This is a genomic window from Paenibacillus sp. sgz302191, from assembly GCF_057749925.1.
On record NZ_JBYLHY010000029.1, the window covers coordinates 74,278 to 88,304 of the forward strand.

General features: G+C 52.2%; 14 protein-coding genes. 9 read left to right on the forward strand and 5 right to left on the reverse strand.

The window, feature by feature from the left end:
• Nucleotides 1–26: 26 nt before the first annotated feature.
• Nucleotides 27–392 carry a phage holin family protein gene (locus AC3G2T_RS30610; RefSeq protein WP_474685114.1) on the reverse strand — a complete coding sequence of 122 codons (366 nt, stop codon included), beginning with the start codon at nucleotides 390–392 and terminating at the stop codon, nucleotides 27–29.
• A 240-nt stretch (nucleotides 393–632) separates the two neighbouring features.
• On the opposite strand from AC3G2T_RS30610, the gene AC3G2T_RS30615 reads away from it, so the two are divergent.
• The 7 genes from AC3G2T_RS30615 to AC3G2T_RS30645 all read left to right on the forward strand — a co-directional run bounded on the left by AC3G2T_RS30615 (nucleotide 633) and on the right by AC3G2T_RS30645 (nucleotide 7,782).
• Nucleotides 633–2,996: an endonuclease MutS2 gene (locus AC3G2T_RS30615; protein WP_488437876.1), complete on the forward strand. Its 2,364-nt coding sequence runs from the start codon at nucleotides 633–635 to the stop codon at nucleotides 2,994–2,996.
• A 135-nt stretch (nucleotides 2,997–3,131) separates the two neighbouring features.
• Nucleotides 3,132–3,809, forward strand: a complete 678-nt coding sequence (locus AC3G2T_RS30620; protein ID WP_474685112.1) for a PspA/IM30 family protein — start codon at nucleotides 3,132–3,134, stop codon at nucleotides 3,807–3,809.
• 80 nt (nucleotides 3,810–3,889) lie between these two features.
• Nucleotides 3,890–4,309, forward strand: coding sequence for a DUF350 domain-containing protein (locus tag AC3G2T_RS30625; RefSeq protein WP_474685111.1), 420 nt, complete (start codon nucleotides 3,890–3,892; stop codon nucleotides 4,307–4,309).
• Nucleotides 4,310–4,429: 120 nt separating this feature from the next.
• A complete protein-coding gene (locus AC3G2T_RS30630; RefSeq protein WP_474685110.1) occupies nucleotides 4,430–4,930 on the forward strand; it encodes a hypothetical protein in 501 nt (166 codons plus the stop codon).
• 117 nt (nucleotides 4,931–5,047) lie between these two features.
• On the forward strand, nucleotides 5,048–6,367 hold the full coding sequence (locus AC3G2T_RS30635) for an MFS transporter (protein WP_488437877.1): 1,320 nt from the start codon (nucleotides 5,048–5,050) through the stop codon (nucleotides 6,365–6,367).
• A 23-nt stretch (nucleotides 6,368–6,390) separates the two neighbouring features.
• Entirely contained in the window at nucleotides 6,391–7,359 is a 969-nt protein-coding gene (gene cysK / locus AC3G2T_RS30640; RefSeq protein WP_488437878.1) for a cysteine synthase A, read from the forward strand.
• Nucleotides 7,360–7,494: 135 nt separating this feature from the next.
• The gene (locus AC3G2T_RS30645; protein ID WP_474685107.1) at nucleotides 7,495–7,782 is read left to right on the forward strand and encodes a hypothetical protein; all 288 of its coding nucleotides are present in this window, start codon (nucleotides 7,495–7,497) and stop codon (nucleotides 7,780–7,782) included.
• Here AC3G2T_RS30645 and AC3G2T_RS30650 read toward each other — a convergent pair.
• Genes AC3G2T_RS30650 through AC3G2T_RS30665 form a run of 4 tightly spaced genes read right to left on the reverse strand, consistent with a single transcriptional unit; the run spans nucleotide 7,779 to nucleotide 12,045 of the window.
• The gene (locus AC3G2T_RS30650) at nucleotides 7,779–8,183 is read right to left on the reverse strand and encodes a hypothetical protein (RefSeq protein ID WP_474685106.1); all 405 of its coding nucleotides are present in this window, start codon (nucleotides 8,181–8,183) and stop codon (nucleotides 7,779–7,781) included. The genes AC3G2T_RS30645 and AC3G2T_RS30650 overlap by 4 nt on opposite strands.
• Before the next feature lie 13 nt (nucleotides 8,184–8,196).
• Complete coding sequence (locus tag AC3G2T_RS30655; protein WP_488437879.1) at nucleotides 8,197–9,240, reverse strand: ABC transporter ATP-binding protein; 1,044 nt, start codon at nucleotides 9,238–9,240, stop codon at nucleotides 8,197–8,199.
• On the reverse strand, nucleotides 9,237–10,988 hold the full coding sequence (locus tag AC3G2T_RS30660) for an ABC transporter permease (protein WP_488437880.1): 1,752 nt from the start codon (nucleotides 10,986–10,988) through the stop codon (nucleotides 9,237–9,239). Before AC3G2T_RS30660 ends, AC3G2T_RS30655 begins: the two co-directional genes overlap by 4 nt.
• 19 nt (nucleotides 10,989–11,007) lie before the next feature.
• Nucleotides 11,008–12,045: an ABC transporter substrate-binding protein gene (locus AC3G2T_RS30665; protein ID WP_488437899.1), complete on the reverse strand. Its 1,038-nt coding sequence runs from the start codon at nucleotides 12,043–12,045 to the stop codon at nucleotides 11,008–11,010.
• Nucleotides 12,046–12,259: 214 nt separating this feature from the next.
• Between AC3G2T_RS30665 and AC3G2T_RS30670 the strand changes: the two genes are divergently transcribed.
• A complete protein-coding gene (locus AC3G2T_RS30670; protein ID WP_474685103.1) occupies nucleotides 12,260–12,751 on the forward strand; it encodes an Lrp/AsnC family transcriptional regulator in 492 nt (163 codons plus the stop codon).
• A 14-nt stretch (nucleotides 12,752–12,765) separates the two neighbouring features.
• The gene (locus AC3G2T_RS30675) at nucleotides 12,766–13,965 is read left to right on the forward strand and encodes an aminotransferase class I/II-fold pyridoxal phosphate-dependent enzyme (protein ID WP_488437881.1); all 1,200 of its coding nucleotides are present in this window, start codon (nucleotides 12,766–12,768) and stop codon (nucleotides 13,963–13,965) included.
• Nucleotides 13,966–14,027: the final 62 nt, after the last annotated feature.

Below are 14,027 nucleotides of genomic sequence, written 5' to 3' on the forward strand. Positions count from 1 at the left end.
TCTTTTTTGGACTTTAGCATTCGCAATTACCGATTTTCTCTGCCTGCCGCACCTTGTTCGAAAGGGGTTTTGACAGGAATGAACAAGTCGATAATCCCGATGACTAAAGCTGCTAAAATCGCACCTATCATGCTTATGGAAACATTGCTTACGATGAATTGCGCTATCCAGATTACAAGAGCGCTCACCAAAAAGCCAACGATTCCTCTGCCAAAAGGAGTAATTTTTTTGCCGAAGATTCCTTCAATAATCCAAGCGGCAAGGGCAATGACCAGAGCCAGGAAAAAAGCGCTCCAGAAACCGCCGACTCGAAAACCCGGCACCAACCAGCTGACAAACATCAAAACCACAGCGGATACAACGAACCTGACCAAATGACCAAGGAAATGCATCCACATCCCTCCTTCATGTAAATATGAAACGAAGCTGTTGCGAGAAAGGTTTTGCCTAACAGTCATGGTGCCGATTGGGTGCTTGAAGGTTGTACTTCTTTTGGCAACAGGTGCACAACTTAGTATGCACGAAATCAGAAAAAATATAGGCAGCGGAATTATTTATAACGATTGTCTGCATAGCTAATCATTATCGCTTTGGTTTATAATAAAGGATAGTGAAAAGGGGATGGAGATCAATTGAACAAGAAGATTATTAAAACATTGGAATATGAAAAGATTTTACATAAATTGAGTCATCATGCATCGACTTCTCTCGGCAAGGAGGCTGCCGAACATTTGGAGCCTGTCGGAGATTTTGAACTAGTGAAGCTCAGATTGCAAGCGACGGATGAAGCGGTGAACATCGAACGGCTGAAGGGCAATGCGCCGTTTGGCGGAATTCGTGACATTCGCGCGGCTTTGCATCGCGCCAGAATCGGCGGGACGCTCAATCCGGCGGAGCTTCTTGACATTTCCACGACGATGTTCGGAACAAGAAGGCTAAAAAGGTTCGTCATGGCCGTCGACGAGGAGTATTCAGTTCCGATGCTGAAGGAACAGGTTGATTTGCTGTCTGAAAACAAGCCTGTTGAAGACAAAATCAACAGCTGTATCGATGAAAATGCGGCAGTACTCGACAGCGCAAGTCCGGAGCTGGGCCGGATTCGAAGCGAACTTCGCACGGGGGAATCGAGAGTACGGGAAAAACTGGAGCAAATGATCCGCACGCCATCCATTCAAAAAATGCTGCAGGACGTGCTCGTAACGATCCGAAACGACCGGTATGTCATTCCGGTGAAACAGGAGTACCGCTCCAATTTTGGCGGTATGATTCATGACCAATCCGCTTCCGGTGCGACGTTGTTCATTGAACCTGAATCGGTCGTTCAGCTGAATAATAAAATCCGAGAGCTCAAGCTGAAAGAAGAAGCCGAGATTGAGAAAATTTTACGTGCCCTGACAGCTTTGGTGGCGGAAAATGTGGAATTGTTCGTTTCCGACGTGGAGCTGCTTGCGCAGCTTGATTTTATTTTTGCCAAAGCGGGGCTGGCAAGAGAGTTGAAGGCTACGATGCCGAGGCTTAATGACCGCGGGTTTATTAAAATCAAGCGGGGACGGCATCCTTTGATTGCTGCAAATGCGGTTGTCCCCCTTGATTTGGAGCTGGGGAACAACTATCAGACGATCATCGTCACCGGACCGAACACGGGCGGTAAAACGGTGTCCTTAAAAACTGTCGGCTTGCTTAGTCTGATGGCGATGTCCGGGCTTTTTGTGCCGGCTGAGGAAGGCAGCCAGTTATGTGTGTTCGATGCGATTTATGCCGATATCGGCGACGAGCAAAGCATTGAGCAAAATTTAAGTACGTTCTCCAGCCATATGACGAACATTATTAGCATTTTGCGGGATATGACGCCGAAGAGCCTCGTTCTTCTGGATGAACTTGGGGCGGGAACGGATCCTGCCGAAGGTTCTGCACTGGCGATTGCCATTTTAGAATACATCCATCAAATGGGCTGCCGAATCATCGCTACGACTCACTATACGGAGCTGAAAGCTTACGCTTTCCAACGGCAGGGGACTATCAATGCAAGTATGGAATTTGACGTCCAGACGCTGAGTCCGACCTATCGTTTGCTTGTCGGCGTCCCGGGGCGAAGCAACGCTTTTGCTATCGCGCAGCGGCTGGGGTTGTCGAGCCGGATTATCGAGCATGCGCAGGGTCAGGTGGACGAAGAGGACAAGCGCGTCGAATCGATGATCGCATCGCTTGAGGAAAACCGCCTTACGGCGGAGGCCGAGCGCCAAAGCGCGGAGCAGCTGCGGCGAGAGGCCGACGAGCTGCGCCGGGAGCTGGAGGCGCAGAAGGCGAAGTTCGACGAGCAGCGCGACAAGCTGCTCGAAAAAGCCGAGCGCGAAGCGCGCGAGGCCGTCGCCAAGGCGCGGCGCGAGGCGGACGAAGTCATCGCCGAGCTGCGGCGCATGGCGCAGGAAGAAGCCGGTGCCATCAAGGATCACCGGCTCGTGGAGGCGCGCCGCCGGTTGGACCAGGCGGCGCCGGAGCTGCGCGAGAAGCGCGAAGCTCGCGCGGCAAAGAAGCGGCCTGAGCAGATCGAGGCCGGCGATGAAGTGCGGGTCGTGAACCTCGGCCAGAAGGGTCACGTCGTGGAAATTGCCAGCAGCACGGAAGCGATCGTGCAGCTCGGCATTATGAAAATGAAGGTCAACTTGGCCGACCTTGAAAAAACGGGTTCCCCTGCACCGAAAAAAGCGGTGCAGCAAACCGCCGCGACTGTCAAAAGGTCGCGCGACGATCATGTGCGCACCGAGCTCGATATGCGCGGCCTCAATTTGGAGGAGGCGCTCATCGAGGCCGACCGGTTCCTGGACGAATCGTTCCTTTCCAACCTCGGCCAAGTTTATTTGATACACGGCAAAGGCACAGGCGTGCTTCGTACCGGGATGCAGGATTATTTGCGGCGTCATAAACATGTGAAAAACTATCGGATCGGCAACTACAACGAAGGCGGAACGGGCGTCACTGTAGTTGAGTTGAAATAACTCATAAAAAAATAAAAACTTTTTGAAACTCCGCCTTAAGCATTTGCGTATGTAATGAGTGTAAGCACCGGTGACCAAAAAAGAATTTGCAATACCCAATCATAGACGATTTTCAAAACTAGGAGGAATTTACAAATGGGAATTTTTAAAAGACTGCGCGACATGACTATGGCTTCAATCAACGACCTGCTTGACAAAGCGGAAGATCCGGTGAAAATGCTGAACCAATTCCTGCGCGATATGGAAGAAGATATTTTGGAAGCAGAATCCGCAGTTGCCAAGCAAATTGCGATCGAGAAGAAATTCAAGCAGCAGTACGAAGAAGCCGAAGAAATGGTTACCAAACGCACTGAGCAGGCGATGAAAGCTCTGGAGCAAGGCAACGAGGATCTTGCCCGCCGCGCTCTTCAGGATAAGAAAGAGCATCAAGAGCGTTTTGACGAGTTGAAACGTCAATACGATATCGCCAAAACTAACGCGGATCAGCTGCGCAACCAGTTGACTGAAATGAAAGACGAGTTCAGCAAAATGAAAAACAAGAAAGACCTGCTGATCGCTCGCGCCGAGTCTGCAAAAGCACAAAAGCAAATCAATCAGGCGATGTCCGGCTTCGGTACGGATAATGCGGCAAAAGGCTTTGACCGGATGACGGAAAAAGTGCTGCAAATGGAAGCCGAAGCGCAAGCAAGCGGCGAAATTCGCGCGAAAAACCGCAGCCTCGACGATGAGCTCGATCAACTCGGCAAATCGGACGGCGTAGACGATGAATTGGCTGCTCTGAAAGCAAAGATTGCTGAAAAAAAACAATCTTAATGATATAATGTGGAAGCACCTGCGAGAGACTGAGTACTGCTCAGTCTCTTCGACCTTTTGTAAGGAAGGCAGGAGTCGATATGAACGAAGAGGTGGATGTATTGCTCAGTAACCCGTATTTGGGCACTCTGGCGTTTTTCGCCGTGGCCGTCATTGCACTTGTGGTGTTTCTTACTGTGTTTGAACTCGTTACGAAGTATGATGATTGGGCTGAAATCAAGGCGGGCAATTTATCCGTCGCGATGGCGACCGGAGGTAAAATTTTCGGCATTTGCAATCTGTTTCGCTTTTCGATCCTGAACAACGACACGATGATTCACTCATTGATTTGGGCGGGGTACGGGTTTTTGCTGCTGCTTGTCGCGTACTTTATTTTTGAATTTTTAACGCCGTATTTTAAAATTGACGAAGAAATTAAAAAAGATAATCGTGCCGTCGGCTTCCTTTCCTTGACGATTTCCGTATCGATCTCTTACGTGGTCGGAGCATGCGTAACCTAGGGAGGGGCTAAGCAATGAAATACTTATGGGGCAGCTTGTTTGCCCTTGCATTTGTTTTTGTGGCGCTAGGAGTATATTATTTAATGAAATAGGTTTGTGAATGATGTGGAGGATTACGAAATGAGCGCCAATGAAGAAGTCGTGTGCCCCTGGTGTCAGACGGAAATTGTATGGGACCCGGAAATCGGCCCTGAGGACGAATGTCCGCACTGCTTTAACGAACTGAAAGATTATCGCAGCATCCAGCTGACGGTGAAACAGACAGGTCAGCCTTTGCGCTTTGAAGAAGAGCCGGATGAGGGAGAAGAAGATTTCACCGCAGCCTGGGAAGGCTTCGATGAGCCTCTTGACCGTTATGGGGAAGCGGTGCAGAGCGTTACGGATGAGCAGGAAGAAGCGCCTGAATGTTCGGGCTGCCACGAATTTATGCTGCTGGCCGGCAAAGAGACCGTGTCAGGGGAAAGTTTTGATCCCCATATTTCCAAAACGATAGGCAGAGCATTCATACAAGCTCCTTTTTCGTTAGATGTGTACGTATGCCCGTCCTGCTTTAAAGTGGAGAAGCTGCTTTCCGATACCGATCGGATGCTGATGGTGCAAGCCATCAAAGAAAGTAAATAACAAGCCGAATCCGTTATGGATTCGGTTTTTCGTTTCTTTTTGCCTGCTCATATTTTCACTCGATTGGGGAAGCTTAACTAAAGCTAATTCAATCCAGGGGAAAGGTGAGGAACAGCCTTGCAGCACAATGATAGCGGACATCGGATTCATCCCGGATGGAGTCGGGGTCCGGCAAGCGGCAATTACTTTGCAGATCGCGGAAATGCCGAGGTTAACAGAGCCGGAAAGGGCCGGAAGAAAAAAGGGCGGCTAAATGCCCAAGCTGTTTTGTTATTGGCTGTGAATGCGCTGTTCGGGGTTGCCAATGCATTATCGGGCACGTTCGTAGGCGTGTACTTATGGAAAGCCAAAAATGACTACGCGCTCATCGGCTGGTTCACACTGGTAACGCATTTGACGATGGCGCTGACGTTCTGGGTTGCGGGCAAATGGGTCAAAGAGCATAATAAAATGAATTGTTTGCGCGCAGGAGTGGCTGTTTCCGCCTGTTTTTATATGCTGGTACTGTGGCTCGGGCGTGGCAGCATTCATTACATCGTAGTTTTGGGGATCGTTCAGGGGATTTCATCGGGGCTGTTTTGGCTCGCTTTTAACGTCGTTTACTTTGAAGTGACCGACCCGGACAGCCGGGACCGTTTCAACGGTTGGGCAGGGCTGCTGGGTTCCGGGGCCGGCATTGTTGCGCCGTGGATATCCGGGATGCTGATTGTGTCCATGGGCGACAAGATCGGGTATCGCCTTATTTTTTCAATTTCTCTGGGCATTTTTGTGCTCGGAGTCATTGTCAGCTTTTTTTTGAAAAAAAGAAAAGTTCAGGGAACTTATGAATGGTTTCTTCCCGTTCGCTGCCTCAAACAAGCGGAGACGCCATGGAAGCGTGTCAGTCTGGCGCTTGTCGCCCAAGGCTTCAGGGAGGGCGTATTCGGGTTTATGATCGGTCTGCTCGTGTATATTTCGACTTCCAGCGAAGCGAGTCTGGGCAATTTTGTGCTGATCAATTCCGCAGTTTCGCTGATCAGTTTTTGGGTGGCAGGGCGCTATATTAAGCCGCGTTTCAGAAAGTGGGCAATGCTTGCGGGAGCGGCGATGATTGTGGCCGTCATATTGCCCTTTTTTTGGAAGATGAACTTTGCCACGCTGTTGATTTTTGGGGTTGGCGTTTCGCTTTTTCTTCCGCTGTACACCATTCCGATGGTTTCCGAAGTATTTGATTTGATCGGTTCCGAGGACAGCAGCGCGAGACAGCGGGAAGAGTATGTCGTATTGAGAGAGCTATCCCTCAATGCCGGGCGGGTGCTGGGCGTTCTTCTGTTCATCATGGTCGTATCCTGGAGCAGAGCCCCGATGGTGCTGAATGTACTGCTGTTGATTATTGGGAGTTCCCCGTTGGTCAGCTGGTTTTTTATGCGCAGGCAGCTTTCGCTAAATAAAGCTTGACTTCCGCGGTAATCCCGATAAAAATGGTTGGTAAAGGTTTATTGGGTTGGGGGAAGGGAGGCCGAACTTTGGCGCATCGTAAAATGGTAAACAACATTACAGAACTGATCGGCGATACGCCTGTCGTGCGCATCCGGCGGCTTGTCGATGGCGATGACGCGGAGCTGTACGTGAAGCTCGAATATTTCAATCCGAGCGGAAGCGTGAAAGACCGTGCAGCCTACAACCTGATCGCGCAAGCGGAGAAGGACGGGCGGCTGTTGCCCGGCGCTACGATCATTGAGCCGACGAGCGGCAATACGGGCATCGGCCTGGCCATGAACGCGGCGGCCAAAGGGTACAAAGCCATTCTCGTCATGCCGGACAACATGACCAAAGAGCGCATCAATCTGCTCAAGGCTTACGGAGCAGAGGTCGTTCTGACGCCCGCGGCGCAGCGGATGCCGGGCGCGATCAGCAAGGCCATCGAGCTGAGCGAGCGGATGCCCGGCAGTTTTATCCCGCAGCAGTTTGAGAATCCGGCGAATCCGAATATTCACCGGACGACGACGGCTGTGGAAATTTTGCAGCAGATGGACGGTCGGCTGGACGCTTTTGTAGCTACCTCAGGAACAGGCGGAACGATAACCGGAACCGGGGAAGTGCTGAGGGAGAAACTGCCGGGGATCGGGATTTATGTCGTCGAGCCGAAAGGTTCGCCGGTGTTGTCGGGAGGCAGTCCGGGCCCGCATAAGCTCGTTGGGACAAGTCCCGGCTTTGTGCCCAAAAACTTGAATACCGGCGTTTACGACGAGATTATTCAAGTTTCCGACGAGGACGCGATTCAGACGGCTAAAGATTTGGCCGCCAAGGAAGGCATTTTGGTGGGACCTTCTGCCGGCGCTTCGGTGTGGACTGGATTGCAAATCGCCCGCAAGCTGGGCGCCGGCAAGAGAGTGTTGTGCATCGCGCCGGACACGGGCGAGCGATATTTGAGCATGGACATTTATTGAAAAAAAATGGTTCCTTGGGCTGCGTGCGTACGGCTGCTTTCAGGGAATCATTTTTTTTGAAGGTGTTGAATATTTATACATCATAGTGTATAATTATATAGAGAAGAGAAAGTTGTTCGGAAGGTGGAGTTAACAGTGAAAATCGCTTATGTCAATGAATTACCCGGGCAGGAACAGCTTGCGGCATTCATACAAGCATATACAAAAGAATGCATGATGCTCGGGGAAGCTCCGGCGGACAAGGTGAGCGTCAACGGCTCCGCCTGTGTGATATCTGTTTATGATAATCAAGACCTGATCGGAATCGGCTGCTTGCATGACAGCCTTGAAGTCCATGTGCTGCCAACTTACCGTCACCGGGAGGTCGAAGGGAATATAAACAAGCTGCTGAAGGCGGAAAGCAAATATTGCTACAGCGTCTAGAGCTTATAGAGAGCCATGAGGGTTTTGCGTCCCTCGTGGTTCTTTTTGTGTTGTTCGTCCGGCCGTATAAAGGTAAGGGAACGAGCGCTTGAGGTGGCGTCGGCGGCCGTTTTATGAATCGGCTGGGATTGGTAACCGGAAAAACCTGCGAAAGTGCAGGCTTTTTCTATGAAAGCGGTTCGTTTTGGCGAAAAGCCTGCGAAAGTGCAGGAATTTCCGGTGAAAATACGTCTGAACCCGGATGTTCGATGAAAAACCTGCACATTTGCAGGAATGTTCCGTTGCTTGGCGTAGAAACGAGCAAAAAGCTGCACTTTTGCAGGTTTTTTGCGTGCAATGATGGCCGGAAGTCTGCGGAGCCCGCGGAGGTCTACGCGAATGCTCGCGGAAGTCTGCGCCATGCCCGCGTGGCTCTTAACGCTCGTCGGCCAGCAGCCGGAGCGAGACTTTGTCATTCAGTTGGAACTGCATGGGGGAGCTTATCTCCCATTGCCCGTCTTCCGACTGAATATGATAGTGATATTCCCTGCCCTGAAACTGGATGTTCGCGATTTCGCCGCGAATGCCGGGCTGGTCAGGGGCACACAGCTCAAATTGATCCGGCCTGACGGGGTACAGGCCGCATGATTTGAAATGGCCGGCCACACGGCGGCCGAGCCACTGCACGGTGCCGTCCGAGCTTGTCGGCACGAACGTATCCAGGTTCCAGCGTCCGCGAACCAGGTTCGCTTTGGCCACGAATTTGGCGACGAATTCGGTTTCGGGGCGCAAATAAATGTCCTGCGGCGTTCCGACCTGCTCGATGCGCCCGTCTTTCATCACGACAATCCGGTCCGCCATAGCCAGGGCCTCTCCTTGGTCGTGCGTGACGTATACGATGGCGGTGCCGGTCTGTCTATGAACCGCCTGGATTTCCCTGCGCATATCCATGCGCAGCATCGCATCCAGACTGCTGAGCGGCTCGTCCATCAGCAGGAGGGAAGGCTCGGCGGCGATGGCTCTGGCAATCGCCACCCGCTGCTTTTGCCCGCCGGATAGCTCGTGGGGCATACGGCTGCCGTGCTCGGACAAGCCGACCATTTGCAGCACGCCGGCGATGCGGTCCTGCTCCCTGCTGCGAATGGAAGCAGGGATTCCTTTATGGTGACGGATCGGAAAGCGCACATGCTCCGTCACATTCATGTGAGGCCAAAGGGCAAAAGCTTGAAACACCATGCCGATTCTGCGTTTTTCCGGAGGCAGGCTGAAGCCGGGCTTCGCTACCTGCGTTTGATTCATATAAATTTCTCCGGTTGTCGGCTGCTCGAATCCGGCAAGCAGTCTGAGCAGCGTCGTTTTGCCGCAGCCGGACGGACCGAGTATGGCGACGAACTCCCCTTCGGCTATGGCGAGATTCAAAGATTTGAGCGCCTGAAAGCTCCCGAATGATTTGCTGACTTCGATTAACTGAATGCTCATGGCTGCTGATCTCCTCTTTTGGTTTGAAGCTTTTGCAGGATTTGCAGAACGATCATTCCGAGCAGGATCAGAACGACGATCAAGCTGGACAGAGCGGTCGAGTACAAGGTGCTGCCGGCCTGTTCGAAGCTGAATATCGTAACCCCGATCGTTTGCGAGCCTGTGGACCCCAGCAGAGCGGATACCGTAAGCTCGGTGAATGCGGTCAAAAAGACAAGAAACGCCCCGCTAAGCAGCCCTGGCAGCAGCAGCGGCAAAAGCACGAAAACCCACTTGCGCCAAAAACCGGCGCCGAAAACATGGGCCGCTTCCTCCAGCGAAACGTCGATCTGAGTGAAAGCCGTTATGCCCGCTCTTACTTGCAAAATGAGAAAACGGCATACGTAAGCGATGAACAAAATCCGGACCGAGCCGTAGATGCCGGGATTCCAGCCGGGAATCGGCTCCATCCAGGTGAAAATCATGCATAAGCCGAATACGATTCCCGGCAGCGTGTAAGGCAGGGCGACGGCGAGCTCCGCCGATTTGGTCACCCAGGAAGGGTTGCGCACCCTGGCGTAAGCGAGCAGGGACCCGAGCACGAGGCAGATGCCGAATGTAGTGACGGACAGCACCAGGCTGGTTTGGATCGATTGCCACACCTTCGGATTGTCCAGCAGGATGTACCGATAGTTGGACAAAGTTAAATTCGCCGCCTTAAACGGGACTCCATACGCTTTCTTCAAAGAAATGGCGACCATGGATACAAGGGGAACGGCGGTGATCAGAGCCAAAGCGGCCCAGACGGCCGACGTCGCCAATCTCCGGTACTTGCCAAGCGAATAGCGAGGGCTGTTGTCGATGGCGATCGAGTCTGCGGCTTTAATTTTTCGGACGGCAAGCCATTGCAATAGTGTCCCGATAATGGCGATAATGCCAAGCATGACGGACAAAGCCGCCCCTCTGGCAAATGCGGAAGGGCCGAATCCGATAATTTCCTCATAAATGAGTGTGCTCAAAACCGAAATGTTTTTAGGAATGCCGAGAAAAGCCGGGATTCCGAAGTTGTCCAAAGAAGCGAGAAAAACGAGCAGCCCTCCGGCCGTCAGGCCAGGCAAAGCGAGGGGGAGCGTGATGAGGCAAAACGTTTTCCATTTGCCCGCACCGCTTGCTCTTGTCGCCCATTCCAGATCGCGGGGAATTTTTTTCAGCACTTCCACCGTCAAGAGATACACGAGCGGAAAATGATGAATGCCCATAACGAAAATAATGCCGCCGTAGCTGTACATGCTCCACGGTTTCATATCGGGGCTAAACCCGTGCAGCACCTGGGCGACTACCCCTTGATTGCCCATAAACGAAGACCAGGACAACGTCAAGACGTAGGACGGCAGTATTAAAGGGAGCAGCATCGCCATATGCAGCGGCTTTTTGTGCTTAATGTCCGTAAAGGCTATCAACCAGGCGGCTACGACGCCTAATATGCAGGATACGACGGTAGAGCCTGCGACGATAACGAACGTATCTTTCAGCGTTTTCCATAAACGGGCCTGGCGCAGCATTTCGGCGTAATGCTCGAACGTCGGTCCGGCATTCCCCTGCGCGCTTAAATAGACAAGCTTGGCGACCGGGACGACAAACAGCACTGCAAGAACTAGCAGGAGAAGCGCTGCGGCAATGCGTTTTGCGATTCGGGAAAAGCTTCCGGGGAGGGCAGGGCCGACCCTGCCGTTCTCCCTCGCAAGCTGAGTTGGTTCTGAATCCGACATGTATGATGCGCTCCGCTTCCTATTGTCCGAACACTTGGCTGAATTGTTTTTTATCCGCGTCGCGGGCTTCCGCCAGCTTGGTAATATCCGAGGAAATCACTTTGAATTCGGAAATGCTCTTCAGCCCTTTCGGCGCAGCGACGCCTTCGCGGATCGGTGTATACCCGATATCGGAGGACACTTTTTGCCCGTCTTCGGACAGCACGAAATCGACGAATGCTTTGGCGGCTTTTTCGTTGGCGGCATTTTTCATGATGCCGATTGGCTCCGTAATGACGGGCACGCCTTCCGTCGGGTAGATCAGATCGACCGGCGAGCCTTTGGCTTTTTCGCGGGCAACCAAATAATCGACCACCATGCCGTACGACTTCTCGCCGCCGGCTACAGCGTTCAGTACGGCTCCGTTGCCTTTTACCACAGACGTGTTGTTCGCCTTGAGGTTTTTGAAGAAGTCCCAGCCGAAGCCGTCGGTACGCGTCAATACGCCCACGTTGTATGCTGCAGCGCCGGAGTACAGCGGACTCGGCATGATGCCGGCATCCTTGCTCTCAGCGGACGCTAGCGCCTTCCAGGAGGTCGGCGGCGTTTTTACTTTTTGCGTATTAATGGCCAGTACGGTCGCCATCACTTTCGTGCCCGTGTACATGCCGTCCGGGTCTGCGAGATCCTTCGGAATTTTGGATAACTCCGGCGATTTATAGGAGCCTAGCAAATTTTGCTTCTTGAGCCCTTCGAAAGTTACCGCATCGGCCAGCAGAAGCACATCCGCCTGGACTTTGCCGGCCTGGTTTTCCGCCTGAATTTTGGCGGTTACTTCCTCGGTGCCGGAACGGAAGCTTTCGACCTTCACATCGGGATACTTCTTATTGAATGCCGCCACTAGTTTGGTCACATCTTCCTCCGGTTGGGATGTATAGAAGGAAAGCTTGCCGGAAACCGGGCTTGCGGCTTCTTGTTTCGGAGACGATTGGGGTGTCGATTGCGCGCCTTGCGTTGCTGCAGGTTGTCCGTTAGTTCCGCAGCCGCTGAAAATCAGCAGAGCCGCTGCGCTCATCATCAAAGATCCTTTTTTTAACAAAATGGTTTCTCTCCCTACGTTTTTGTCTATGTTCTCTTCGAAACTCATTATATAAAGCGAATGTTAGACGACTGTAAATTGGGAAGGCTCGGTTTGTAAAATGCTTTTGCTCCGCCAGGATTGAATTCGGACAGCAGTTCATTGTAAGATTGAAAGATGAACATATTTCCACCAACGAAAGGTAGGGTTAACCATGGATGCTTTGAAGCTTAAAATTCTCGAAATATTGAAGGAAGACGCCCGCCGCAGCGCGGAACTGATTGCCACCATGCTGGGAACGCCGGAGGCTGAGGTAGCGCAGGCGATACGCGAGATGGAAGCGGATAAGGTCATCGTCAAATACGCCACGGTTGTCAATTGGAGCAAGGTGGATGATGAGAAGGTTACGGCCCTGATTGAAGTGCAAATTACGCCGGAACGCGGCCGCGGCTTCGATGCGATTGCGGAACGGATTTATTTATATCCGGAAGTAAGATCCGTTTATTTGATGTCCGGCGCCTACGACCTGCTCGTCGAGATCGAGGGCAGATCGCTTAAGGAAGTCGCTTCGTTCGTTTCCAACAAGCTTTCGCCAATCGACCGCGTGCTGTCGACGAAAACTCATTTTATTTTGAAAAAATATAAACAGGACGGCATTATTTTCGAGGATCAAGAGGACGATCACCGAATGCTCGTCTCGCCGTAAGGGAGAATTTCGCCATGATTAAAGATGAACCGACGGTCCGCAAGCCAAAGTCGATGACGGATTATTTGGCTCCTATGGTAAAAGCGATCCCGCCATCGGGCATTCGCAAATTTTTCGATCTGGTCAGCAACAGCAAGGAAGATATTATTTCGCTGGGGGTCGGGGAGCCGGATTTTTCCACGCCCTGGCACGTTCGCGAAGCCGCCGTATATTCGCTGGAACGGGGCCGGACCAAATATTCGCCGAATTCGGGAATACCGGAACTGCGGGAGGCGATTGCCGAATACTTGCACAATTCGTTCCAGGTAAGCTACGAGCCCGGCGACGAGGTGCTGGTGACCGTAGGAGGAAGCGAAGCGATCGACCTCGCGCTGCGGGCGCTGATTACGCCGGGGGATGAAATTTTGATCCCCGAGCCGTGCTATATCTCTTACTCGCCCATCACGACCATCAGCGGGGGGAAAGCGGTAGGCATCGAGACATTTGCCAAAGACCAGTTCAAACTGACCGAGCAATCGCTGCGAGCGGCGATAACGCCCCGATCCAAAATTTTGATTTTGTGCTATCCGAGCAATCCGACCGGCGGCATTATGACTTATGAAGACTGGCTGCCGATCGCCAAAGTCGTCGAGGAGAACGACCTGATCGTCATTTCGGATGAAATCTATGCGGAACTCACGTACGGACAAAAGCATGTGAGCTTCGCGGCCATGCCGGGAATGAAGGACCGGACCATCCTTGTGAGCGGTTTTTCCAAAGCGTTCGCCATGACGGGCTGGCGCATGGGATATGCGTGCGGGCACTCCGACCTGATTTCCGCGATGACCAAAATTCACCAATACACGGTGATGTGCGCGCCGATTATGGGGCAGGTGGCCGCCCACGAAGCTCTCAAGAACGGGCTGGAAGAGAAAGACCGCATGATGGAATCGTACAATCAGCGCCGGCGCCTGATCGTCAAAGGATTTCGCGAGATCGGGCTCGAATGCCACGAGCCGCAGGGCGCGTTTTACGCGTTTCCGAGCATTGCGGCGACGGGGATGACTTCGGAGAAATTTGCCGAAAGATTGCTGTTCGAAGCGAAGGTGGCGGCAGTTCCCGGACACGTATTCGGGCTTGGCGGAGAAGGCTTCCTGCGCTGTTCTTATGCGTATAGCGTTTCCCAGCTAAATGAAGCATTAGAACGAATAGGAAAATTCATCAAAAAAATGTAAAACATTTTAAAAAGATATTTTCAATAGGGACAAAAACTGGTATCCTTGAGGTAAGGAGGGAA

Excerpts from the sequence above, each read along its gene's own strand:
- AC3G2T_RS30610 (WP_474685114.1), bottom strand. The coding sequence starts at position 392 with ATGCATTTCCTTGGTCATTTGGTCAGGTTCGTTGTATCCGCTGTGGTT.
- AC3G2T_RS30620 (WP_474685112.1), top strand. The coding sequence starts at position 3,132 with ATGGGAATTTTTAAAAGACTGCGCGACATGACTATGGCTTCAATCAAC.
- AC3G2T_RS30625 (WP_474685111.1), top strand. The coding sequence starts at position 3,890 with ATGAACGAAGAGGTGGATGTATTGCTCAGTAACCCGTATTTGGGCACT.
- AC3G2T_RS30630 (WP_474685110.1), top strand. The coding sequence starts at position 4,430 with ATGAGCGCCAATGAAGAAGTCGTGTGCCCCTGGTGTCAGACGGAAATT.
- cysK (WP_488437878.1), top strand. The coding sequence starts at position 6,391 with ATGGTTGGTAAAGGTTTATTGGGTTGGGGGAAGGGAGGCCGAACTTTG.
- AC3G2T_RS30650 (WP_474685106.1), bottom strand. The coding sequence starts at position 8,183 with ATGGCGCAGACTTCCGCGAGCATTCGCGTAGACCTCCGCGGGCTCCGC.
- AC3G2T_RS30655 (WP_488437879.1), bottom strand. The coding sequence starts at position 9,240 with ATGAGCATTCAGTTAATCGAAGTCAGCAAATCATTCGGGAGCTTTCAG.
- AC3G2T_RS30660 (WP_488437880.1), bottom strand. The coding sequence starts at position 10,988 with ATGTCGGATTCAGAACCAACTCAGCTTGCGAGGGAGAACGGCAGGGTC.
- AC3G2T_RS30665 (WP_488437899.1), bottom strand. The coding sequence starts at position 12,045 with ATGATGAGCGCAGCGGCTCTGCTGATTTTCAGCGGCTGCGGAACTAAC.
- AC3G2T_RS30670 (WP_474685103.1), top strand. The coding sequence starts at position 12,260 with ATGGATGCTTTGAAGCTTAAAATTCTCGAAATATTGAAGGAAGACGCC.
- AC3G2T_RS30675 (WP_488437881.1), top strand. The coding sequence starts at position 12,766 with ATGATTAAAGATGAACCGACGGTCCGCAAGCCAAAGTCGATGACGGAT.